15 protein-coding genes are annotated in these 20,854 nt (G+C 53.8%); 9 read left to right on the forward strand and 6 right to left on the reverse strand.

Features of this window, described 5'->3' with window-relative positions:
* Window positions 1–182: 182 nt before the first annotated feature.
* Entirely contained in the window at window positions 183–1,019 is an 837-nt protein-coding gene (locus AY555_RS09280; protein ID WP_066135945.1) for a universal stress protein, read from the reverse strand.
* Between the two features lie 162 nt (window positions 1,020–1,181).
* Here AY555_RS09280 and AY555_RS09285 point away from each other — a divergent pair, with 162 nt between their 5' ends.
* Window positions 1,182–2,663 (forward strand): thioredoxin-like domain-containing protein, encoded by a 1,482-nt coding sequence (locus tag AY555_RS09285; RefSeq protein ID WP_066135948.1) that lies wholly within the window; start codon window positions 1,182–1,184, stop codon window positions 2,661–2,663.
* A 104-nt stretch (window positions 2,664–2,767) separates the two neighbouring features.
* Window positions 2,768–3,988, forward strand: a complete 1,221-nt coding sequence (hemA, locus tag AY555_RS09290) for a 5-aminolevulinate synthase (RefSeq protein ID WP_066135951.1) — start codon at window positions 2,768–2,770, stop codon at window positions 3,986–3,988.
* Window positions 3,989–4,045: 57 nt separating this feature from the next.
* On the opposite strand, the gene rpe is transcribed toward hemA, so the two are convergent.
* The 4 genes from rpe to AY555_RS09310 form a co-directional block, all read right to left on the reverse strand.
* Window positions 4,046–4,693 carry a ribulose-phosphate 3-epimerase gene (gene rpe / locus AY555_RS09295; protein ID WP_066135955.1) on the reverse strand — a complete coding sequence of 216 codons (648 nt, stop codon included), beginning with the start codon at window positions 4,691–4,693 and terminating at the stop codon, window positions 4,046–4,048.
* Between the two features lie 62 nt (window positions 4,694–4,755).
* Window positions 4,756–5,820 carry a class II fructose-bisphosphate aldolase gene (gene fba / locus AY555_RS09300; protein WP_066135958.1) on the reverse strand — a complete coding sequence of 355 codons (1,065 nt, stop codon included), beginning with the start codon at window positions 5,818–5,820 and terminating at the stop codon, window positions 4,756–4,758.
* Between the two features lie 65 nt (window positions 5,821–5,885).
* Window positions 5,886–7,865: a transketolase gene (gene tkt, locus AY555_RS09305; protein ID WP_066135961.1), complete on the reverse strand. Its 1,980-nt coding sequence runs from the start codon at window positions 7,863–7,865 to the stop codon at window positions 5,886–5,888.
* Window positions 7,866–8,167: 302 nt separating this feature from the next.
* Complete coding sequence (locus tag AY555_RS09310) at window positions 8,168–10,249, reverse strand: sensor domain-containing protein (protein ID WP_167798409.1); 2,082 nt, start codon at window positions 10,247–10,249, stop codon at window positions 8,168–8,170.
* A 398-nt stretch (window positions 10,250–10,647) separates the two neighbouring features.
* Between AY555_RS09310 and AY555_RS09315 the strand changes: the two genes are divergently transcribed.
* Together AY555_RS09315 and AY555_RS09320 are read left to right on the forward strand one after the other, a co-directional pair.
* On the forward strand, window positions 10,648–11,169 hold the full coding sequence (locus AY555_RS09315) for an invasion associated locus B family protein (protein WP_066135967.1): 522 nt from the start codon (window positions 10,648–10,650) through the stop codon (window positions 11,167–11,169).
* A gap of 105 nt (window positions 11,170–11,274) precedes the next feature.
* The gene (locus tag AY555_RS09320; protein ID WP_066135970.1) at window positions 11,275–11,982 is read left to right on the forward strand and encodes a response regulator; all 708 of its coding nucleotides are present in this window, start codon (window positions 11,275–11,277) and stop codon (window positions 11,980–11,982) included.
* A gap of 87 nt (window positions 11,983–12,069) precedes the next feature.
* On the opposite strand, the gene AY555_RS09325 is transcribed toward AY555_RS09320, so the two are convergent.
* A complete protein-coding gene (locus AY555_RS09325; protein WP_066135973.1) occupies window positions 12,070–12,342 on the reverse strand; it encodes an HU family DNA-binding protein in 273 nt (90 codons plus the stop codon).
* Window positions 12,343–12,843: 501 nt separating this feature from the next.
* Between AY555_RS09325 and AY555_RS09330 the strand changes: the two genes are divergently transcribed.
* The 5 genes from AY555_RS09330 (at window position 12,844) to fliG (ending at window position 20,846) form a co-directional block, all read left to right on the forward strand.
* The gene (locus AY555_RS09330) at window positions 12,844–14,415 is read left to right on the forward strand and encodes a flagellar hook-length control protein FliK (RefSeq protein ID WP_066135976.1); all 1,572 of its coding nucleotides are present in this window, start codon (window positions 12,844–12,846) and stop codon (window positions 14,413–14,415) included.
* A 21-nt stretch (window positions 14,416–14,436) separates the two neighbouring features.
* Window positions 14,437–15,549: a FlgD immunoglobulin-like domain containing protein gene (locus tag AY555_RS09335; RefSeq protein WP_066135978.1), complete on the forward strand. Its 1,113-nt coding sequence runs from the start codon at window positions 14,437–14,439 to the stop codon at window positions 15,547–15,549.
* Window positions 15,550–15,685: 136 nt separating this feature from the next.
* On the forward strand, window positions 15,686–17,872 hold the full coding sequence (locus tag AY555_RS11830; RefSeq protein WP_066135981.1) for a flagellar hook-basal body complex protein: 2,187 nt from the start codon (window positions 15,686–15,688) through the stop codon (window positions 17,870–17,872).
* A 266-nt stretch (window positions 17,873–18,138) separates the two neighbouring features.
* Window positions 18,139–19,755 carry a flagellar basal-body MS-ring/collar protein FliF gene (gene fliF, locus AY555_RS09345; RefSeq protein ID WP_066135985.1) on the forward strand — a complete coding sequence of 539 codons (1,617 nt, stop codon included), beginning with the start codon at window positions 18,139–18,141 and terminating at the stop codon, window positions 19,753–19,755.
* Window positions 19,756–19,826: 71 nt separating this feature from the next.
* Complete coding sequence (gene fliG / locus AY555_RS09350) at window positions 19,827–20,846, forward strand: flagellar motor switch protein FliG (RefSeq protein WP_066135988.1); 1,020 nt, start codon at window positions 19,827–19,829, stop codon at window positions 20,844–20,846.
* The last annotated feature ends 8 nt before the right edge of the window (window positions 20,847–20,854 follow it).

The raw sequence follows: 20,854 nt of genomic DNA on the forward strand, positions 1-20,854 counted from the left end.
TCCGGCCCGGGGGCGGACAATACGCGAGAGCACGGCAGGGTCAAGAAAAGACCCTGCCTGCCCAAGCTCAAAAGAACTGGGTATCTTATTTACCAGAACATTCAACGACAACCATGGCGCTACTCAAAGCCTACGAATCATCTTCTGGATAAGAATCCTGGCCGAATCCAGCACCACGAGCCCTAGTGGGACATCAGGATAGGAATTCCGGCATGGCGCAACAAATGGCTGGTTACCCCACCCAGAACCATTTCGCGCAGACGTGAACGCCCCCAAGCCCCGGTCACGATTAAATCTGCGTTAGCGGACTGAGCACACTGCAGCAAAGTCTGCCCAATATCATAGCATACATCCCCAACCACTTTTCCTTCGGCTTTCACACCATGATGGGAAAGATTGGGCATGATGGTAAGCTGTGCATCATCTTGGCGGATTTTCTCATCATGACGTGTATCGTCCACCGCAATAACTTCGACACGCTGCGCTGTCTTCAGCAGAGGCATCGCGTCATGAACGGCGCGACAGGACTCCCGGCTGGAGTTCCAGCCTACAACAATCTGGTCACCAAGCGTATCAACCTGCACCGACCCCGGAAGAACCAGAACAGGCGCACCGGAATCCAGAAGCAGAAGGTCACACAGGTTCCTTTGTGCATCTGTTGCCGGATCATCGGGGTTATATTGCCCAACGACGGTCAAATCAGCGTGCATGGCATGATGAACAGCCTCGTCGACCAAATCACCTTCCAGCTGTTTCCAATATGCCTTGGCATAGCGGGACGCCCTGTCATCGAAAACAGCTTTTGCCTCCCCTTGCGCGGCAACAGAACAGGCCTCTACGGCCTCCAGAAAATCAGCAGCAACCTGCCCTTCGATAAAAGGCGGGAAAGAAGGAGTCTGACGCACAAAAAGCGCCGTAACATGGGCATCAAAACGCGCAGCCAGCTTCAGGGCAACATCCAGACGCAGCGCAAACCCGGGTGTCGTATCTGCAATCACGAGAATATCTTTGAATGACACGCACAATCTCCTGCATAGTCCCGGGTTATATCAGGTACACAAACCTGTCCGTGGCATCATACCCGGATGTACGCATTCCTCAACCCCCGTTCGTACAACACAGAACGAAATCACCTGCCTTATCTGCCATCTTGCCCCATACATCGCGAGGTATCCGAAATCATGTACGGCCCCGTCCATGCACCTGAGCTGAAGGGCAAAGACCTGGTCTGGATCAATACTCCGTCGCCTCTGCTGCTGTCAGATCTCAGGGGGCGTCTGGTCATTCTGGATTTCTGGACCTTTTGTTGCATCAATTGCATTCAGGTCATGCCAACGCTCAAACACATTGAAAATGCATTTCCCGATGATGTTGTTGTTATTGGCATCCACTCCCCCAAATTTATAGCCGAGGAAAATGTGAATGCCGTACGCAGTGCCGTACAGCGTTATGATCTGACGCATCCTGTGCTTCATGATCCTCACCACATCCTGTGGAATCAGTATGCTATAAGGGCATGGCCAACACTGATGTTCATTGGCCCTGACGGAAAAATCATCGGACGCTTGGAAGGAGAACCTGATCCTGTGCGCTTGGAAAGTGCCGTACGGAACATTGTTGCCGAGATACACCAACAAGGCCAGAACGGGACAGGAGCAAGGCTACATCTCTCGACCCCATTGGCACACACTGGAAATCTGCGCTTTCCCGGAAAGATCAAGCCAATCCCAAACAGTACGCGTGCCGTTGGCACCCCGGCATGGGCCGTTGCTGATTCCGGTCATCACCGCATCAGTGTTCTGGATGACTCTGGAACGCTGCTGTTCCAGGTCGGGAACGGCAAGCCGGGATACCGGGATGGAGACAAGGAAGAATGCTGTTTCAACAGCCCTCAGGGTCTTGTCTGCACAAAAGATGATATCTTTGTTGCAGATACAGGAAATCATTCTGTTCGCCGTATCGATCTCAAAAACGGGTATGTTTCAACCTTGGGCGGGAATAGGCAACGCGGCACACCGATCCTTGGCACCCACGAAGCACCACATACGGCGCTGGCGTCTCCATGGGATCTGGAGATCCACGACCAAACCCTGTGGATTGCCAACGCAGGCACGCATCAAATCCTGGCCCTGGACCTTGATCGCATGATGATCCGTCAGGTGGCAGGAAGTGGGGGTGAAGATCTACGGGATGGAGCCGCAAGGCACGCGCTTCTGGCCCAACCCAGCGGATTATATTGGAGGGAAGAGGAAGAGGTACTGTACTTCGCCGACAGCGAAACATCATCCATACGGCGCCTTGTTCTTGCGCAGGAGGCAGTTGAAACACTTGTGGGGCAAGGGTTGTTTGACTTTGGCTTGCAGGACGGAACTGGCAAACAGGCTCTCTTGCAACACCCGTTGGGCCTCTGCGGCCATGGGAACACCATGTATGTTGCCGACAGCTACAACAACTGTATTCGTATGATCGATACGGCAACTCAGGTCGTGACAACGTTTGAGCACGACAAACTGGAATGTCGCGATATGCTGTGCCAACCCTTGGGAGAACCGGCCGGAATCTGGTGTGATGGAGAGTCTAGGTTGCTGGTCAGCGACACCAACAATCACAGAATTTTGGAAATTCATCGCCACAACAATACGATGATATCGTGGTATTCGTAGGCAAAGCTGTTGTTCTGCCTTGCCCCAAAGCGATACAGGCGTGATAAACAGTCTTGGTTTGCCCGAAAGCTGGCCCGCGTCGTCCGGGCGGAGGATTATTGAGAATGAATTACGACGATTACTTCAGGTCCCGCCTGGATGGTTTGCGTTCATCCGGCAATTATCGGATTTTTGCCGACCTGGAGCGTTATGTCGACGCCTTCCCCAAAGCCCGGAGCCACCGTAACGGAACCGTGCAGGACATTACCATCTGGTGCAGCAATGACTATCTGGCCATGGGGGTCAGCCCGATGGTGCGCGAGGCCATGAAGGATGCCATCGACCGCTGCGGGGGTGGCGCCGGGGGCACACGCAACATATCCGGTACAAACCACTACCACGTGCTTCTGGAACAAGAGCTGGCCGACTGGCATAACAAGGAAGCCGCCCTGCTGTTCACATCTGGCTATATTGCGAACATGACCACCCTGATGACCTTGGGGTCGCAAATTCCGGGCATGGTTCTGTTTTCTGATTCGGACAATCACAACTCAATGATCGAGGGAATAAGGCATTCCCGCGCACCGAAGCATATCTGGAAACATAACGATTACGACGATCTCCATAGGCAGCTGTCCCAGCACGACCGTAGTACACCCAAACTGGTTATCTTCGAATCCGTGTATTCCATGGACGGCGATATTGCACCACTCGAGAAAATCATAGATGTAGCCGAGCATCATAACGCCATGACATTCCTAGACGAAGTCCATGCCGTCGGAATGTACGGGGAACAAGGATCAGGCGTTGCAGAGCGCGACGGCGTCCGTGACAGGGTCGATATCATACAGGCCACCATGGGAAAAGCCGTGGGAACCATAGGGGGTTATATTACGGCCAAGTCGCATATTGTTGACTTCGTTCGTAGTTTTGGGGCCGGCTTCATTTTTACAACGTCGTTACCCCCGGCTGTTGCAGCGGGAGCTTTGGCAAGTATTCGCTGGCTGCGGACGCATAACACCATCCGGGAATGCCACCAGGAACGGGCCAGAATACTCAAGCAACGCCTGCAATCCTTGGGCATACCGGTTATGGCTTCGGAAAGTCACATCGTGCCTGTCATGGTTGGTGATCCCGCACTTTGTAAACAGGCAAGTGACGAGCTTCTCGAGAAACACGGGATCTATGTGCAGCCCATCAACTACCCAACTGTCCCAAAAGGTACAGAGAGACTGCGCTTTACGCCAACACCCCGCCACACGGATGAGCACATTGATCACCTGTGTCACGCCCTTGTCCAAGTTTGGGAGCACTTGGGCATAAAAGCAAAGGCTGCGGCAGCCTAGCCCAAAATGGACAGAAGGGTGGGATTCGATCTCTACCCTTCTGTCATGATACAGGTTCTATGCTCTCAAGGCCCTGATATTGGCCGCATACTGACCGGAACCACCAGAAAAGACGGCATTCCCCGCGACCAGAACATCAGCCCCGGCCTCAACGCATTCCAGCGCCACAGCCGGCGTTACCCCCCCGTCAACTTCCAGCTCAATAGGACGTGACCCGATCTTTGCACGGATACGGCGGATTTTCTCCAACTGTGACGGAATAAATGCCTGGCCACCAAAACCAGGATTGACGGACATCACCAAAATCAGATCCAGACGGTCAAGGATATAATCCAGAACAGACTCCGGTGTTGCAGGATTGAGTGAGATCCCCGCTTTCTTGCCGAGGGAACGAATCAGCTGCAGGGTTCGGTCCAGATGCCCACCAACCTCGGCATGTACGGTGATAATATCGGCCCCGGCAGCTGCAAAAGCCTCTATATACGGATCAACCGGGTCAATCATAAGATGCACATCAAAAATCTTGGTGGTATGCAGCCGTAGAGCCTTTACAACAGCAGGACCAATCGTGATGTTGGGAACAAAGTGGCCATCCATGACATCAATATGGATATAATCCGCCCCCGCCGCATCAATGGCACGCACCTCCTCGCCAAGGCGGGCAAAATCAGCAGACAGGATACTGGGGGCAACCTTGACAGCCATGGAGACCAACCCTTTCACACATCAATACAGAGGGTAAAACCGCTTCTTATAGCCACCGGCTATCAGGCAACCTTGGTCAAAGCACCCGCTTCTGCATAGCGATTGGCCATATCAGCCAAGGGAATGACCTTGATTCGCGATGCATGCCCGGCAGCCCCGAAACGTTCAAACCGATTGACACACACCTTCTCCATGGCATCCATGGCTGGCTTCATGTAACTGCGTGGATCAAATTCTGCCCGGTTTTCCGCAAACACCTTGCGAATAGCCCCGGTGATTGCCATACGATTGTCGGTATCGATATTAATCTTGCGGACACCATACTTGATCCCCTGCTCGATTTCTTCCAGAGGAACGCCAAAGGTCTGTGGCATATCACCGCCATAAGCATTAATGATATCCTGCAATTCCTGCGGAACAGAAGAAGCACCATGCATAACCAAATGAGTCTGAGGAAGCTTGGCATGGATTGCCTTGATAACATTCATGGCCAAGATATCGCCTGTAGGTTTGCGACTGAACTTATAAGCCCCATGACTGGTGCCAATAGCCACAGCCAACGCATCAACGCCTGTTTTCGCAACAAAATCTGCAGCCTGATCCGGGTCTGTCAGAAGCTGGGAATGATCAAGCGTACCTTCGAACCCATGTCCGTCTTCCTTGTCCCCCTTTCCCGTTTCCAGTGACCCCAGACAGCCCAGCTCACCCTCGACAGAAACACCGACCATATGCGCCATCTCCGCAACGGCCCTAGTTACACGCACATTATAGTCATAACTTGCGGGGGTCTTGCCGTCGCTTTCCAGCGATCCATCCATCATGACCGATGTAAAACCACTCATCACCGCTGACATACACGTTGCAGGGCTATTACCATGATCCTGATGCATACAGACCGGTATGTGGGGGTACATCTCGGTCACGGCCAAGATCATGTGCTTGATCATGACATCGCCGGCATATTTGCGGGCACCGCGACTGGCCTGAAGAATAACAGGTGAATCGGTCTTGTCGGCAGCCTTCATGATGGCCAGAACCTGTTCAAGGTTATTCACATTGAAGGCTGGCATCCCATAAGAATATTCGGCCGCGTGGTCCAGAAGCTGGCGGAGTGTAACGGAAGCCATTCAGCTCTCTCCTCTAATAAACAGTTTTGTGACCCGCACCGGCAAAGCGCGATTCACCAATACGATCAGGCCACCACACGCAGGGCTTCTGCTGCAACGGCCTCGGCTGTAATACCGAAGTGACGGTACAGATCCGCAGCCGGTGCCGACGCCCCGAAGGACTTCATGCCGACAATCGCGCCATCCAGACCGACATAACGTTCCCACCCCAAGGTTGCCGCTGCTTCAACAGCAACGCGCGGAGCATCACCCAGCACAGAGCGACGATACTCAACTGTCTGGGCATCAAACAATTCTTGGCAAGGCATCGATACAACGGCAGCCCGAACACCACGACCAGCCAGACTTTCCCGTGCACTCATGGCAATCTCAACTTCCGAGCCCGTAGCCAGCAGGGTGACATCACGGACCCCATCAGCTGCCTCGGCAAGAATATAAGCGCCACGCGCTGACTGATTTTCATTGGCCTTGTCACGCAAACACGGGAGATTCTGACGCGACAATGCCAGAAGGCTTGGCCCGGTTGTCGTTTCCAGAGCCAGCTGCCAGCACTCTGCCGTTTCAACAATATCAGCAGGGCGGAACACCAGAAGATTGGGCATCGCACGCAAAGACACCAGATGCTCCACCGGTTGATGAGTCGGCCCATCCTCACCCAGCCCGATAGAATCATGCGTCATGACATAGACAACACGGATCCCCATCAGGGCTGCCATGCGGATCGCAGGACGCGCATAATCTGCAAAAACCAGGAAAGTACCGCCATAGGGAATAAAGCCACCGTGCAGGGCAAGGCCATTCATAACCGCTGCCATGCCATGTTCCCGGACACCATAGTGAATATAGTTGCCAGAGGCGTCATCAGGGAGAACCGACATCATCCCCTTGGCCAGGGTCAGATTGGAGTGAGTCAGATCAGCCGATCCACCAATCAAGGACGGCACAAACGGTGCAATTGCGTCCAGAGCCATCTGACTGGCCTTGCGGGTTGCAACCTTTGTCTTCTCTGCAACTGCCTTGGTTTTCAGATCTATCAGGCCCTGCTCCCAGCCCTCTGGCAATGCCCCTGAAAGAGCTGCAAGAAATGCAACCCGACGCTCATCAGGCAATGAAGAAACACGATCATCCCAAGCCTGACGCTCTACCCTGCCACGCTGACCGACTTTGCGCCAAGCGGACAGGACAGGGGCAGGAATATCGAAAGCATCACAATTCCAGCCAAGTTTGGCACGGGCACCCGCAAGCTCGACATCACCCAAGGGAGCCCCATGGGTCTTTTCTGATCCTGCCAAGGTCGGGGCACCAAACCCTATAACCGTTTTGCAGGCAATCAGGGTTGGACGATCAGATTTCTTCGCTCCCTCAATCGCGGCAGCAACGGCTTCCGGATCATGACCATCAACAGCGATCGTATTCCAACCTGCAGCACGGAACCGGGCGTGCTGATCCTCTGAGGTTGCTAGGGACACCTGCCCGTCAATGCTGATGGCATTATCATCCCACAGCACAACTAATCGGTTGAGCTTCCAATGCCCGGCCATGGTTATGGCTTCCTGCGACAAGCCTTCCATAAGGCATCCATCGCCTGCAATCACATAGGTCCAGTGATCAACCACATCCCGGCCATGGCGTGCAGCCATCATTTTTTCAGCCAAGGCGAAACCCACTGCGTTGGCAATTCCCTGCCCCAAGGGGCCGGTCGTGGTTTCTGCCAGAGACACGTGGCCATATTCCGGGTGCCCCGCCGTGATCGCACCAAACTGTCGGAATGCCTTTACCTGATCCAAGGTTACGTCTTCATAACCCAGCAAATAGCCAAGACTGTACAGCAGCATCGAGCCATGGCCTGCCGAAAGGATAAAACGATCTCTGTCAGCCCAACGGGGGGCGGAGCTGTCAAATTTCAGGAAGCGAGTAAAAAGAACAGTCGCGACATCGGCCATTCCCATTGGCATGCCCGGGTGCCCGGAATTGGCCTTCTGAACCGCATCTGCAGCCAGAAAACGGATTGCGTTGGCCATCTCAGCATGGTCAGGGGTACTCATGACTCTCGGACTCCGGTCAAAATTCACCAAGGCTTACCGGAAAGACGCAACGAGGATAACCTGCCAACCAGAATGAAAGTCTACCTGAACCAAAGGAGCAGGGACGTGACCTTAAAACCCACGTATAAACAAGGCATTCCCCGGCAAAAAGACCTGCAACACGTCCCTCCACATGGACCACGCGACACTGGTACGATCACCGCGCAGCAAAAACAGACATTCCATACCACGTCTGGCAAACAGACAGATATCGTTTTCTATACGAGCAAGACTGCCTTTTCCAACGCTTGGGAACCTAGGTACTACGCACCCCCACAGCCAAGTACCGTATGGGCACAGGTTGCCTCCCCTGTCACCTCATCCCAGAATGCAAAGCCATTCTTGCCAGACTGTTTTGCATGATACATGGCTGCATCCGCCTTCCTGAGCAAATGACAGGAATCCTCACTCACACAACCAGACAGAATAACAATGCCTATCGAAGCCGAGATATCCTGTATGCGGATGCTTTGTTGCCCACATAACAAACTGTAGGGAGCAGCCAGAACCTGCAAAATGCGACGGGCAACGTGGGCCGCACCCTCGCATCCATCAACAACACCCAGAATAATTGTAAATTCATCTCCGCCAAAGCGAGCCACGGTGTCACTGTCCCTGACGCACGAGACAAGGCGACGGGCAACTTCCTGAAGGAGAATATCGCCAACCTCATGCCCAAAATCATCGTTGACGCACTTGAAGCCATCCAGATCAAGAAACATCAGGGCAATAGCCCCTTCCGTACGGCTAATCACACGCAGCATATGCTCCAAGCGATCATTGAATAGATTCCGGTTGGGCAAAGCTGTAAGAACATCGTAGTTGGCTTGATACTGAACCTTCTCTTCATCCTGCTTGCGCTGAGTAATATCGTTGGCAACTAGGACCACACGATGCAGCTGTCCATCGGCCAAGCGTAACGCTGAAGCCGTCAGGCGCAGAGCGAAACGCTCCCCGCTACAGCGAACAGACCACATTTCACGACGACAGTGCCCGTCCTGTGCCTGCATGCCATCCAAGAGTGATGGCCAACCACGACTGTCACCACCAAACACAATATCGGTTACCGACATACCAACAGGCGCATGATCCGACAAACCGGACAGGGACACCGCAGCCGGATTTGCAACAAGGATGCGCCCCTGCAAATCACACACAAATATGGCCTCCGCCGTTGTTTCCAGAACCTTGGCTGCAACACCCAGACGCTCTTCGGCAATCTTGCGCCCTGTGATATCACGCAAGACAACCACAGCGCCAATCATGCCCGTATCGTCCTCAAGAGGACGCGATGAATATTCGGCAACGAAGGAAGACCCATCCCGCTTGCAGAGAGTAAGTTCCATACGCTCATGAAACAGCCTTCGCCGCAGAGCCGCACGAACCAACACACTGCGCCCGGAACGAACCCCGTCACCATGGATAAAAACATCATCGGCCAGCTTTCCCGGAAGGGACTGTGGCGAATATCCCAGCAGGGCACCCGCAACCGGATTGGCAAAGGTTATACGTCCATTGATATCGATGCCCATGATGGCATCACTGGCAGAGTTCAAAATTCCTTCGGTGCGCCGGTGAAGCTTCTGCAGCTCTCCCGTACGCATCTCGATCTGGCGCTCAAGGGCTTCCATATAGCGCAGTTCCGCTTGCTCCGAGCGACAGCGGTCTGTGATATCCCTGAGGACAACTGCGAACATCGGCCCCTCCGCTTCATCAAGGTGGGTTACCGTGACCTCCAGAGGAAACAACGTGCCGTCGCGGTGACGCCCTGACATCTCCTGACTTCGCCCGACAAGCCAAGATGCGTTGACGCAGGAGACCCAACGACCTCCGGCAAACTGGGGGATCATTGCGCAAATTCCTAGCCCCTGCATTTCATCGGGATGTCGATTAAACAGCAACAAGGCAGCACGATTTGCGGAAACAACTATCCCTTTTGGATCAACGACCAAGATTCCATCAACAACGGCATCAAGAATGGCTGCAAGCCTAGATGGATGGGAAGAGGATGACTCAACGACCTTGAGGCGCGACCTAGTCCGCAGGCAAATCAGAAAACAAGGAGCATCTGCACCAGAAAAGCCGGCAGGAAGGGGATAAACCTGAAGCTCTGCACCCAGCCTTCCTTCCTCTCCACGAACATCGACATTGATGGGCTCCTTGGACACAAGGAAAGACAGTTCGCCATGGGTCGGATCACCCACCCCCCTCCCCAGAAGATCGGCTACAGGAACCCCAGAACACAAGGCCCCACCAAAAAGACGCGAGGCTACTTGGTTATAACGAACAACCACGCCCTGCTTGCACACGAGCACAGGTTCGGAGAATAGGTCAACAAAGTCCAAGGAAGTATCCGGACACTCTATCTCAGCACATTGCACGATCTGCTCCGTCCGGGCTGACGAAGAAACACTGCCCACCGTCCACCTTCGCACCTCTGGCACCTCTGGCACCTCTGGCACCTCTGGCACCTCTGGCACCTCTGGCACCTCTGCACCTCTGGCACCTCTGGCACCTCTGGCACCTCTGGCACCACACTTCATGCCTTTACAAAAACAAGGTCAAATATATTCTGCAACAATAACTTTTATACTACTTATACCTTGGAATTCTCGCCCCGGAGAATGCCTATCGACCCATAAGACGTCAAGCACAGCCGTATAAAACCTACTTTTCTTGCCAGACCCCCCACTCTCCTGCTATGCCGTTCCTTATATACGGGCTCTTTTGAAAGCAACGTGCCGTGAACAGAAAATTGACTCGAACGGGCATTCTTGCATGTGCCCTGATCCACCTTGCGACACCAACCTCCGCCGGAGACGCAAATCCCAAGAACCCAATTTCCGAGAAAGCATACGGTTCTTGGACCCAGCATTGCCTAACACGGGAAGAGGGAAAGCAGTGCATCCTGCACCAGAAAGCCCTTGATGAAGACAAGAAGGTCATCCTTGTGGCAGAAATCACCGCACAGGGCAACGCCCCTGATTTATCCATGCGGATTGTTGCTCCACTTGGGATTATACTCCTTATTCCGCTGCGCGTAACGATTGATGATAAGAACCCTGCTGATCTGCCCTATACACGCTGTATCCCCGACGGCTGTATGACAGACGTTCTGCTGACCGCAGATGCGGTCGAGAAAATGAAAGCTGGGAAAAAGATGGTACTGACCTATACACTGCCCAACCAGCAGACAGTCAGCGCAAAACTCTCTCTTGATGGCTTGACGGCGGGAATAAATGCAATGCCAAATAATAAAAAATAAAATGCAGATATTTTACTTATCGAATACTTTCGACTACCCCACGCAATGAGATCAAGACCTAAGCTACGTACAGTCTTTTTTCTGTCAGAGGAAAAGCAGCCCTGAATGAAATTCCTTGTCGCAGATGATCACCCTTTGGTTCGCAAGGCACTCAGCATAACCTTGGAGAAAGTTGATTGTGCCGCTTCTGTTCTTCAGGCTGCCGATATGACAGAGCTGCTTGGACATCTCGGGGCTCACCCTGATATTGACCTGATTTTGATGGATCTGACAATGCCGGGCACATCAGGCCTCGGAAGTCTGGAACAAGCAATAAATCATGCTGCGCCAAGCCCGGTGGCCGTTGTTTCTGCAGATGAACGCCCTGAAACCGCGCTTGGGTCCTTGCGCGCTGGTGCCGTCGGATACCTGCCAAAGTCCCTTCCCGAAGATGTTATGAGGGCTGCCCTGACCTTGATTCTTTCAGGTGGCACCTATGTCCCTCCCTTGGTGCTATCAGCGTACCGGGCGCCCTCCTTTACCGAACATGGACGAAGGCCCCCTGCCGGCTACAGCAAGCCGGATCACGGTATTTTTGCCTCAACGGCACCTCTCATGGAACAAGGTAGGGCAACAACCCTAACTCCACGGCAAGCCGAGGTTTTGGAGCTGGTTATCGAGGGATACTCCAACCGCGAGATTTCAGAGATTCTCTGCGTTGCCGAATCGACTGTGAAGGTACACATTACAGCTATTCTAAAAGCCTACGCCGTCAGCAGCCGGGCAAAAGCCATCCATGCTGCACGACGCGAGGCAGAACAAGTGCACTCCTGATTTTCTGACCTAACGAAAAACATAAAGAACCCCCCTGCCAAGAAAAGCAGGAGGGTCTTCTGTTGGCAGTAATCCGCCAAGGATTCCTCAGGCAATAGAATCCTTGAGGGCCTTTCCCGGCCGGAACTTTGGCTGCTTGCTGGCAGCAATCTTGATCTCTTCGCCTGTGCGCGGATTTTTGCCGGTACGGGCCGCACGCTTGGAAACGGCAAAGGTTCCGAAACCAACCAGACGCACCTCGTCGCCCTTCTTCAGGGCAGAGGTCACAGCATTAAAAAGTGCATCAACAGCACGGGCAGCATCTGTTTTGCTGAGGCCGGCTTCATTGGACACGGCGTCGACGAGTTCGCTCTTGTTCATAACTCAAGGTCTCCTTGCGTTCAGACAACGAATGGCAAATAGCAATCCATCCCCCGACCCTTGGTGGGGCAGGCCTCTTCGGGAAACCATGCCCTCCGAAACCAACATCCTGGTCGAGGCGGCAGTTTCATCTGCTTCACGCCCGGACGCAAGATAATCCCTTACCAAAGGCACATGTTTCCTACCTTGACAGTTTATTTTTTCATCACATCCCCCTTGTGCTCACCCACCAAACCAGAACATAGGAAGAACGAATGGCATTTTGCCGTGCAGGGAACCCAAAGTCTGGATCCTCCAAGGCCGGCAGGAGATACCCCATCGGGCGGCAATATTTACCGCATCGTATGTCAAGGCGAACCATACCGGCCAAGCAAATGCACAAGAACGCCCAGCAAAAGCCCAAAACTGATCTGGCACACCATTTGCTGCATTGGCGGCGGGAGCACCTGTCTGCCCCGGTGCAAAAGATAAATGGGACAACAGAGTCAGGGATAGCCAACAATGGATGTGTCAGCGGTCAAAACGAAAACACCTTCGAATCAGTCAGGCACCCCGACAAACCCGGATGCCACACCCTCCCTTGATGGTGAGACCCCTGATTTTGCCGCTCTTCTGGCCAAGGGAACATTGACGGATGGTACGGATGCCCTGCGTGAGAAACTGATCCAGTCTGCCGATACCCTGACAGCTGCCCACTCCGTAACACGCACCATTGAACGTGCCGAGCGGCCCGAACCATCCCAGCGGAGCGTACGTCAACGTACAGAGCCGCGACGGACGGCAGGAGAACGGGATGAAGCACGGGCCTCAACAGGCTCTGCCCATACCGAGCGCAAAAACAACACCAGCCGAAGCGAGACTGAGTCCTCCTCTTCGGACAGGTCGGAAGGTAAGGACAGGGCTGCGGAATCGCTGGTTCCGCTGGTCTCGCAGACACAGGCCATATCCTTTGTTGCCACCTCAGAAGGTGATGAGTCCTTGGTGGTAAACGCAGGAGCACAGGTCAAACTGAACGGGCCACAACAGGCTGGCAATAGTTTGGTTGATGGGTCTGTACGACAGGGACCGGTAAATCCCGTTGCTGATTTACAGGCAGCAGCCGAACCTACCGATCAAAAAGAGACAAAGCCGAACCAGATACGGCCACAAGATCTCCGGACAGCCAATATCGCGCAGTCCGAGGGGATCGAGGCTGCCGTTGGGGATGCCGTAGAGGGAGGAATAAAAGTAACCGTGCGGGCAGAAGCCCGCGATGGGCAAACCCGCTACCAAGGACATGATTTCAGCCAGTCCACCAAGGGAGAATCTTGGACACTGGCATCACAGGCATCAGATCAAGGAACGACTGGCCAGAATGGCAACAATAGTGACGGAACAGGCCAGAATGGCAAGACAACACAACATCTTCCGCAAGGGAACAACCTCCAGAACGGCGGTTCAGTACTAGCTGGAACAACCGGTACATCAACATCTTCCTTCCGCACAAGCCTTGACGCATCATCCGGGCAGAATGCCGAAGCTACGTCAGGTTCAAAAGCAACATCCGCACAAGCCGCTGGCGCAACAACCCAGCAGCAGCGTGAAGCATCCAGAACCACATCTACCTTCAGACCAACACAAACACCCAAGACACCCGATCCCAGCCCAGTCGAACAGATACGACTCAAGATAACCAAGGGTGCCATGAACGGTGATACCATTCGCATACAGCTACGTCCCGAGACGCTGGGAAAAGTTGATATACGTCTGGAAGTCCATGAAGGACGTGTCAGCGCGCATGTTGTCGCGGAGACCCGGGATGCGCTGGACCTTCTCAAGGCAGATGCCCGCAACTTGGAACGTGCCCTGCAGGACTCAGGGCTGAAGACAGACAGCGGCAGCCTGAATTTCTCCCTGCGTGGTGAAGGAAACCCACGGCAAGCCGATCAGAATGACGGCGGACGCCAAGGAGCCGGTACCCCTTATGATCCTCACCGTCACTCCCTAGACGATGACCTTGCAGAAGCACCGGACATCGAAAGCCTGCGCAGAACAGCAGCCGCAGCCCGCGGCGGCGTTGATGTCCGTATCTAGATCTGGACGGAGAGAAAGACCATGCCATCGGTAAGTGCTTCGGCCCATGATCAGGCTCTTTACCAGCAGCTCACCAAAGAGAATGGTGGGAAAGAGAATGTATCACGGAACAAGCTGGCCAAGGACCTAAACACATTCCTGACGCTTCTGACCAGTCAGCTGAAGCATCAGGATCCCCTGTCGCCGATGGATTCAACAGAATTTACCCAGCAGCTGGTTCAATTTGCACAAGTTGAACAGCAAATGTCACAAAACGAGAAACTCGATAAACTGGTCGCTGCGCAGAATGCCAGCTTGGCCGCAACAGCTGTCAGCTATATCGGTAATTATGTGGAAGCAGAAAGCAACCAGGTTCCCCTTCAGGATGGAAAGGGTCGGTTTGCATACGGCCTGCGGGAAGCGGCCAAACAGGTTGGTATTCTGGTCAAGGACGCCACCGGGCGCGTTGTCCGCTCCTTCAATGGTGAAACATCGGCCGGGATGCACGACTTCCGCTGGGATGGCAAAGACGACAACGGCGACCAGCTGCCCGACGGAACCTATAACCTTGCCATCACGGCTACAAGCGACAAGGGATCTGTTGAAACGTGGTCCACGGCCTTTGGCAAGGTCACAGGCGTCACCAGCAAGGATGGTGAGGTGCTTCTGGTCATGGACAAGGCGGGTGTGCCAATTTCCAAGATCCTGTCCATCTCTGCCACATGGGACGGCAAGAATGCCTCCTTGGATTCTGCCCTTGGTTATGTCGGCAAGAGTGTCGAGGTCAGAAGCAATATGCTGACCCTGCAGAATGGCAAAGCCAAGTTTGGTTACACACTGCCATCAATGACGGACAGCACGACAATCAGCATTGTGGATAGTGATGGCTTTACTGTCCGGACCTTGGACGGACGTACCGGTAGCGGCAACCACACCTTGGAATGGGATGGTACCAATGATGAGGGGGTTCTTCTGGAAGACGGTCCCTACTCTATACGGGTAAAGGCCAAGCAAGGAGAAACCTTGCTGGAGAATATTGCCACAACAACTTTTGGAACTGTGAACGCAGTCAGTAATGCCGGCGGCACACCAATGGTCGTGATGGGCACATCAACGATTCCAGTTTCTGCCATCTTGGCAGCGGCAGGCATATAGATGCAGGAAAAAGAAAGACTGTCCGCATGAGCGGACACAGTATCCGCCCCCCCGGGCCGTCATAAAGCAGAAAGAGTGATCTTCCGTCCTGATCAGAGGCGAAAAGGGACGGGGTAAGAAGCAAGGAGTTCAACCAATGTCGCTGTACGGAGCCCTGTTTGCCGGTGTGTCCGGCCTATCAGCCCAGTCTACGGCCATGGGGGCAATTGCCGACAACGTCACAAACATCAATACAATTGGATATAAGGGAACAAAGACAAACTTTGCCACCTTTGTGACCCGTCAGGTCTCGTCAACCTCCTACAGCGCCGGCGGTGTGCAGTCGCGCCCCCGCACTGGTGTTGACATACAGGGACTTCTGCAATCCTCCACTTCCTCAACCGATGTTGGCATATCCGGTGCCGGCTTCTTTGTCGTGTCAAAGCAGGCCCTGAACTCCACGGGCTTCGGGTATTCCCGGGCCGGCTCCTTCAAGATCGATAAAGACGGATATCTGCAAAACGTTGGCGGATACTATCTGCAAGGGTGGCCCTTGGAAAACTGGGATGGATCATTAAGTGCAGCCACCGTTGTCAAAGACGGCAATACATATATGAAATCGTATAAAAACAATCTTGGCGAAACGTACTATATGAACGACAACGCCATTGATAATGTCAACCTGCAGCCTATGAACCTCAGCAGTATCGGGGGGACCGCACGGGCAACCTCGATATTGTCCATTGCCGCCAATCTGCCCTCCGGCGCTCTGGTCGGTGCCACCGAGAAGACAAACGCCCCGATCTTTGACAGCCTTGGGAACAGCCATAACCTGAACTTTTCATGGATCAAACGGGGACAAAACCAGTGGGACTACGAAGCCATGCCCCCGGCAGGAACCACATACCTGACCCTTGATGACCAGACAGACGCCAAACGCGTGTACTTCGCTGCAGGACGGGTTGATTTCAGCAATATCCCGGCCGATGGTAAAACAATGACGATGGCCTTGGGCGTGGACAACTACAAATTCCGTTTCAGCACGGTAAATCCAACCAGCGGATATCGTGATGACGGAGCCAAGAATAACAGCGTGACAGCAAACGCAGCGGGGGCAAACGGAGATACGATCGTAATAGGGGGGATTACCTTTACCATTCGGACACCCGGCCCAGCAAGTAATGCAACCGAAGTTGACGTAAGCGGCCTCACAGGGGCCGCAGCTATAGCCAATCAGATCGCCCAGACAGCACAATCCTATTTCAGTACTCGCCTTGGACCAGGAAATTGGGTAACAAGTTCGGCAGGGGATATTCAATCATCTTTTGAGATAAGCGCGGTTTCAGGAACCACGTTTGCAGCGGCGCCGACTCACGCAACAATTGGAAGCGGAACACCCAACGAGTTCGTCATCAACACCACCGGTAAATCATTGAGCCAGATCTTGGATATTCTTGGCAAAATGATCAATACGGCCTCCTCCGCGTCGCTGAATGATGTTGCTGGCCGGTTTCCGCCCTCTCCTCCTGGCAATCTGGCCATCCGGGTGGCAGGGGAAAATGGCATTATGTTCCGTCAGTTCTCGGCCACATCCGGTCAGGAAATTTCTGTTGATGCATCCGCACTGGAAGACATCAACAACCAGAAATCTGTTCTCCAGAGCACTGTCTTTACGGTACCAGCCCTTGGCCCCAGCATGTCGTGGATCAAACCAAACAATAACGAACCACCCGCCGTCAAGTTCAATGGGGATGGTACCATTAATGAACTGCACGGATCGGATGAAACAACAGCCGTTGACCCCCGCTTGCGGGTTCGCGTTGGTTGGGCCAACGGGGCCCTGAATATGGATGGGTCAACGCCACTGACAGGTGGCAGCCCCGGTATTGCCCTGTTTCTGGGCAACTACAACAGCCCCAACGAGGCCATGCAGCAAAAAGCAGGGGCGTACCAGCTGAACAAGGTTGCCCAGAACGGTAACAAGTTCGGTAACTTTGCCGGTCTGACAATCGGGGAAGATGGTGTTGTAACTGCCCGGTTTGACAACGGGGTCACCATTCCCATCTTCATGATCCCCTTGGCCACGTTTGTGAATCCGAATGGCATGAACAGCCAAACCGGCAACGTGTTCCAGGAAACGAGCCAGTCTGGCCTGCCAACCCTGCGCGAAGCAGGAAGCGGGACAGCCGGCATTGTATCCGGTGCATCGCTGGAAGCTTCGACTGTTGATCTGGGAGAAGAATTCACCACGATGATCACGACACAAAGGGCCTATTCAGCGGCATCAAAAATCATCACAACAACCGACCAGATGCTGGATGAACTGGTCAATATCAAGCGCTGATGATCCCGGCTAATATTATGTGTACAAATTTTTTATACTGATCACGCAAAGGAAGCTCCGGGGTGCACAAGACCGGGGCTTCCTTACTGTCCGTCTCCTCTTGTCCGAAAAGCCATCAGACCAGGCAAAAATTGCCCGGTATTAACCGGTTGTTCACCGTCACAGCATAGCCTCCTGAATACGGGCGCAGGGGCAATCTGACCCTTGTTTTCAGAAACGTACGTTCTTGGGCACAAACCAAGACGTGGCTTGGCGGGAAGCGGACTGTGGACTCATTTGTTCAGCAAATGCGCAATCTGGGGCCGGCGCGCTTGGCCGCCTTGGCTGGCGTCGCAATTGGTCTTCTTGGCTTTCTTGTTTACTTTGCCACGCGTTTGGGCACACCGCCCATGGAACGCTTGTTTAGCGATCTGTCCACAGCCGATGCAAAAGCCATTATTTCCGAGCTGGAAAGCCAGAAGGTCCCTTTTGAGCTACGCAATAACGGCACCGAGATTGCGGTACCATCCAGCCAGGTTCTTAAACTTCGGGTACAACTTGCAGAAAAAGCGTCCGCAACAGGCGGGGCCGTTGGTTACGAAGTATTCGACCAGATGGACAGTCTGGGTGCCACCAACTTCATGCAGAACGTCAATCAGGTGCGGGCACTGGAAGGTGAGCTGGCACGGACCATCATGGCCATAGAGGGGGTCAAGGCGGCACGCGTACACCTCGTCATGCCCAAGCGGGAGGTATTTACCCGCGAAACACAGGATCCATCTGCTGCCGTCTTCATCAAAATGCACCGTGGCCGCCTGTCCCGTGAACAAGCCAATGCGGTACAGCGCCTGATCGCCGCCTCGGTGCCACGCCTGAAACCAGCACGGATCTCTATCGTGGATGATCGCGGTACCCTTCTGACGCCGGGTATGGAAGATGAAGGCGTCGCCAAGCTCAATACCCAAGAGGAGATGCGCCGCAGGGAAGAATCACGACTCGCACGTTCCTTGGAACAGCTTCTGGAAAATGTCGTGGGACTGGGCAAGATTCGGGCCGAAGTCCGCGCCGATATCGATTTTGACAAAGTTGTGACCAACCAGGAAATCTACGATCCAGAAGCTCAGGTAGCCAGATCTACCGTAAATCGTCAGGAAAGCAACGAATCATCGGAAAATGATCCTGGCAATGTCAGCGTTGCCAACAATTTGCCCAATGCACAAACGGCCTCCGGTGGCCCTGCTGCCACATCGCGCGAGAACAGGACCGAGGAAACAACAAACTTCGAGATTTCCCGGAAGGTTACCAACCAAGTCAAGGAGGGCCCCCAAATCCGGCGGTTGTCTGTCGCGGTCCTTGTTGACGGCATTTACAGCACGGGGGACAATGGGGAAAGGCAATTCCAGCCACGTCCGGCCGAAGAAATGGACAAGCTGGCTGCTATTGTGCGCTCGGCTATTGGTTTCAATGCCGCGCGCGGCGATCAGGTTGAACTGGTCAACATGCAGTTCCAGGCTTTGGACGAGGCCGATCTGGAAGCGCCGTGGATGTTCATGGGTTTCACCAAACCCGAAGTCATGCGTATGGCTGAAAGCTTCGGTGTTGCGATTGTTGCGATCCTGATCATCCTGATGGTGGTGCGTCCCTTGGTGGCACGGGCCTTCGAGGGCATGGCAGCAAGCGAAGACAACCAGCTGCTGACCGCAGATGGAATGCCCAATGCGCAGCTGTCCGGCCCAGCGCCCATTCCGGAGGAAGAGGACATTTCTGACGAGCTGATTGATATCGACAAGGTTGAGGGTCGCGTGAAAGCATCATCCCTGCGCAAGATCGGGGAGATTGTCGACAAGCATCCGGAAGAGGCCGTGTCGATCATTCGGAACTGGCTGTACCAGGAGGCCGCATAGAGGTTGGGCTTGTGCCCGGGCATGCACATGTTCTGGCCTTTTGATGCATACCTGACAGAGGAGAAGGCACCGTGGGGCGCCTGAAAGAAGATTATAGAAGCCTGACCGGACCACAGAAAGCGGCCATCTTTCTGCTGTCCTTGGGTGACGAGCATTCAACCCGCTTGTTCTCGATGATGAATGATGACGAGATCAAGGAACTTTCACAGATCATGGCGAACCTTGGCACCGTCTCGGCGGCCCTTGTCGAGCGCCTGTTTGTGGAATTTGCCGATGCCATCTCCAACACCGGGTCGCTGGTTGGTTCGTTTGACACGACAGAACGCCTACTGATGAAAACCCTGCCGAAAGACCGCGTAGAATCCATTATGGAGGAAATTCGTGGTCCCGCAGGGCGTACCATGTGGGACAAGCTTGGCAATGTTAACGAACAGGTGCTGGCAAACTATCTGAAGAACGAATACCCGCAAACCGTTGCTGTTGTGCTTTCAAAGATCAAGGCAGATCACGGCGCTAGGGTTCTGGGCCTTTTGCCAGAACCTTTTGCGCTGGAAGTCATCATGCGCATGCTGCACATGGAAGCCATCCAGAAGGAAGTTCTGGATGGTGTCGAAAAAACGCTGCGGACCGAATTCATGTCGAACCTGGCGCGGACACAACGCCGCGATGCGCATGAAATGATGGCCGACATCTTCAATAATCTTGATCGCAACACCGAAGCCCGGTTTATGGGGGCCCTTGAAGAGCGTAACCGCGAGAGTGCGGAAAAGATCAAGCAACTTATGTTCACGTTTGAAGACCTCAATCGCTTGGATGCAGCCGGCGTTCAAACCTTGCTGCGCCATGTGGAAAAGGACAAGCTCGCCCTGTCTCTGAAGGGTGCTTCGGATGGTCTAAAAGACCTGTTCTTCAAGAATATGTCCGAGCGCGCCGGCAAGATGCTGCGTGATGACATGGATGCCATGGGCCCCGTCCGTCTGCGTGAAGTAGACGAAGCACAGAATATTATTGTTGTTCTGGCCAAGGAGCTGGCCAATTCCGGGCAGATTGTCATCTCTGAAGGGAAGGAAGACGACGAACTGGTCTATTGATTCCTTTC

It is taken from the genome of Haematospirillum jordaniae, assembly GCF_001611975.1.
GTDB classification, from domain to species: domain Bacteria; phylum Pseudomonadota; class Alphaproteobacteria; order Rhodospirillales; family Rhodospirillaceae; genus Haematospirillum; species Haematospirillum jordaniae.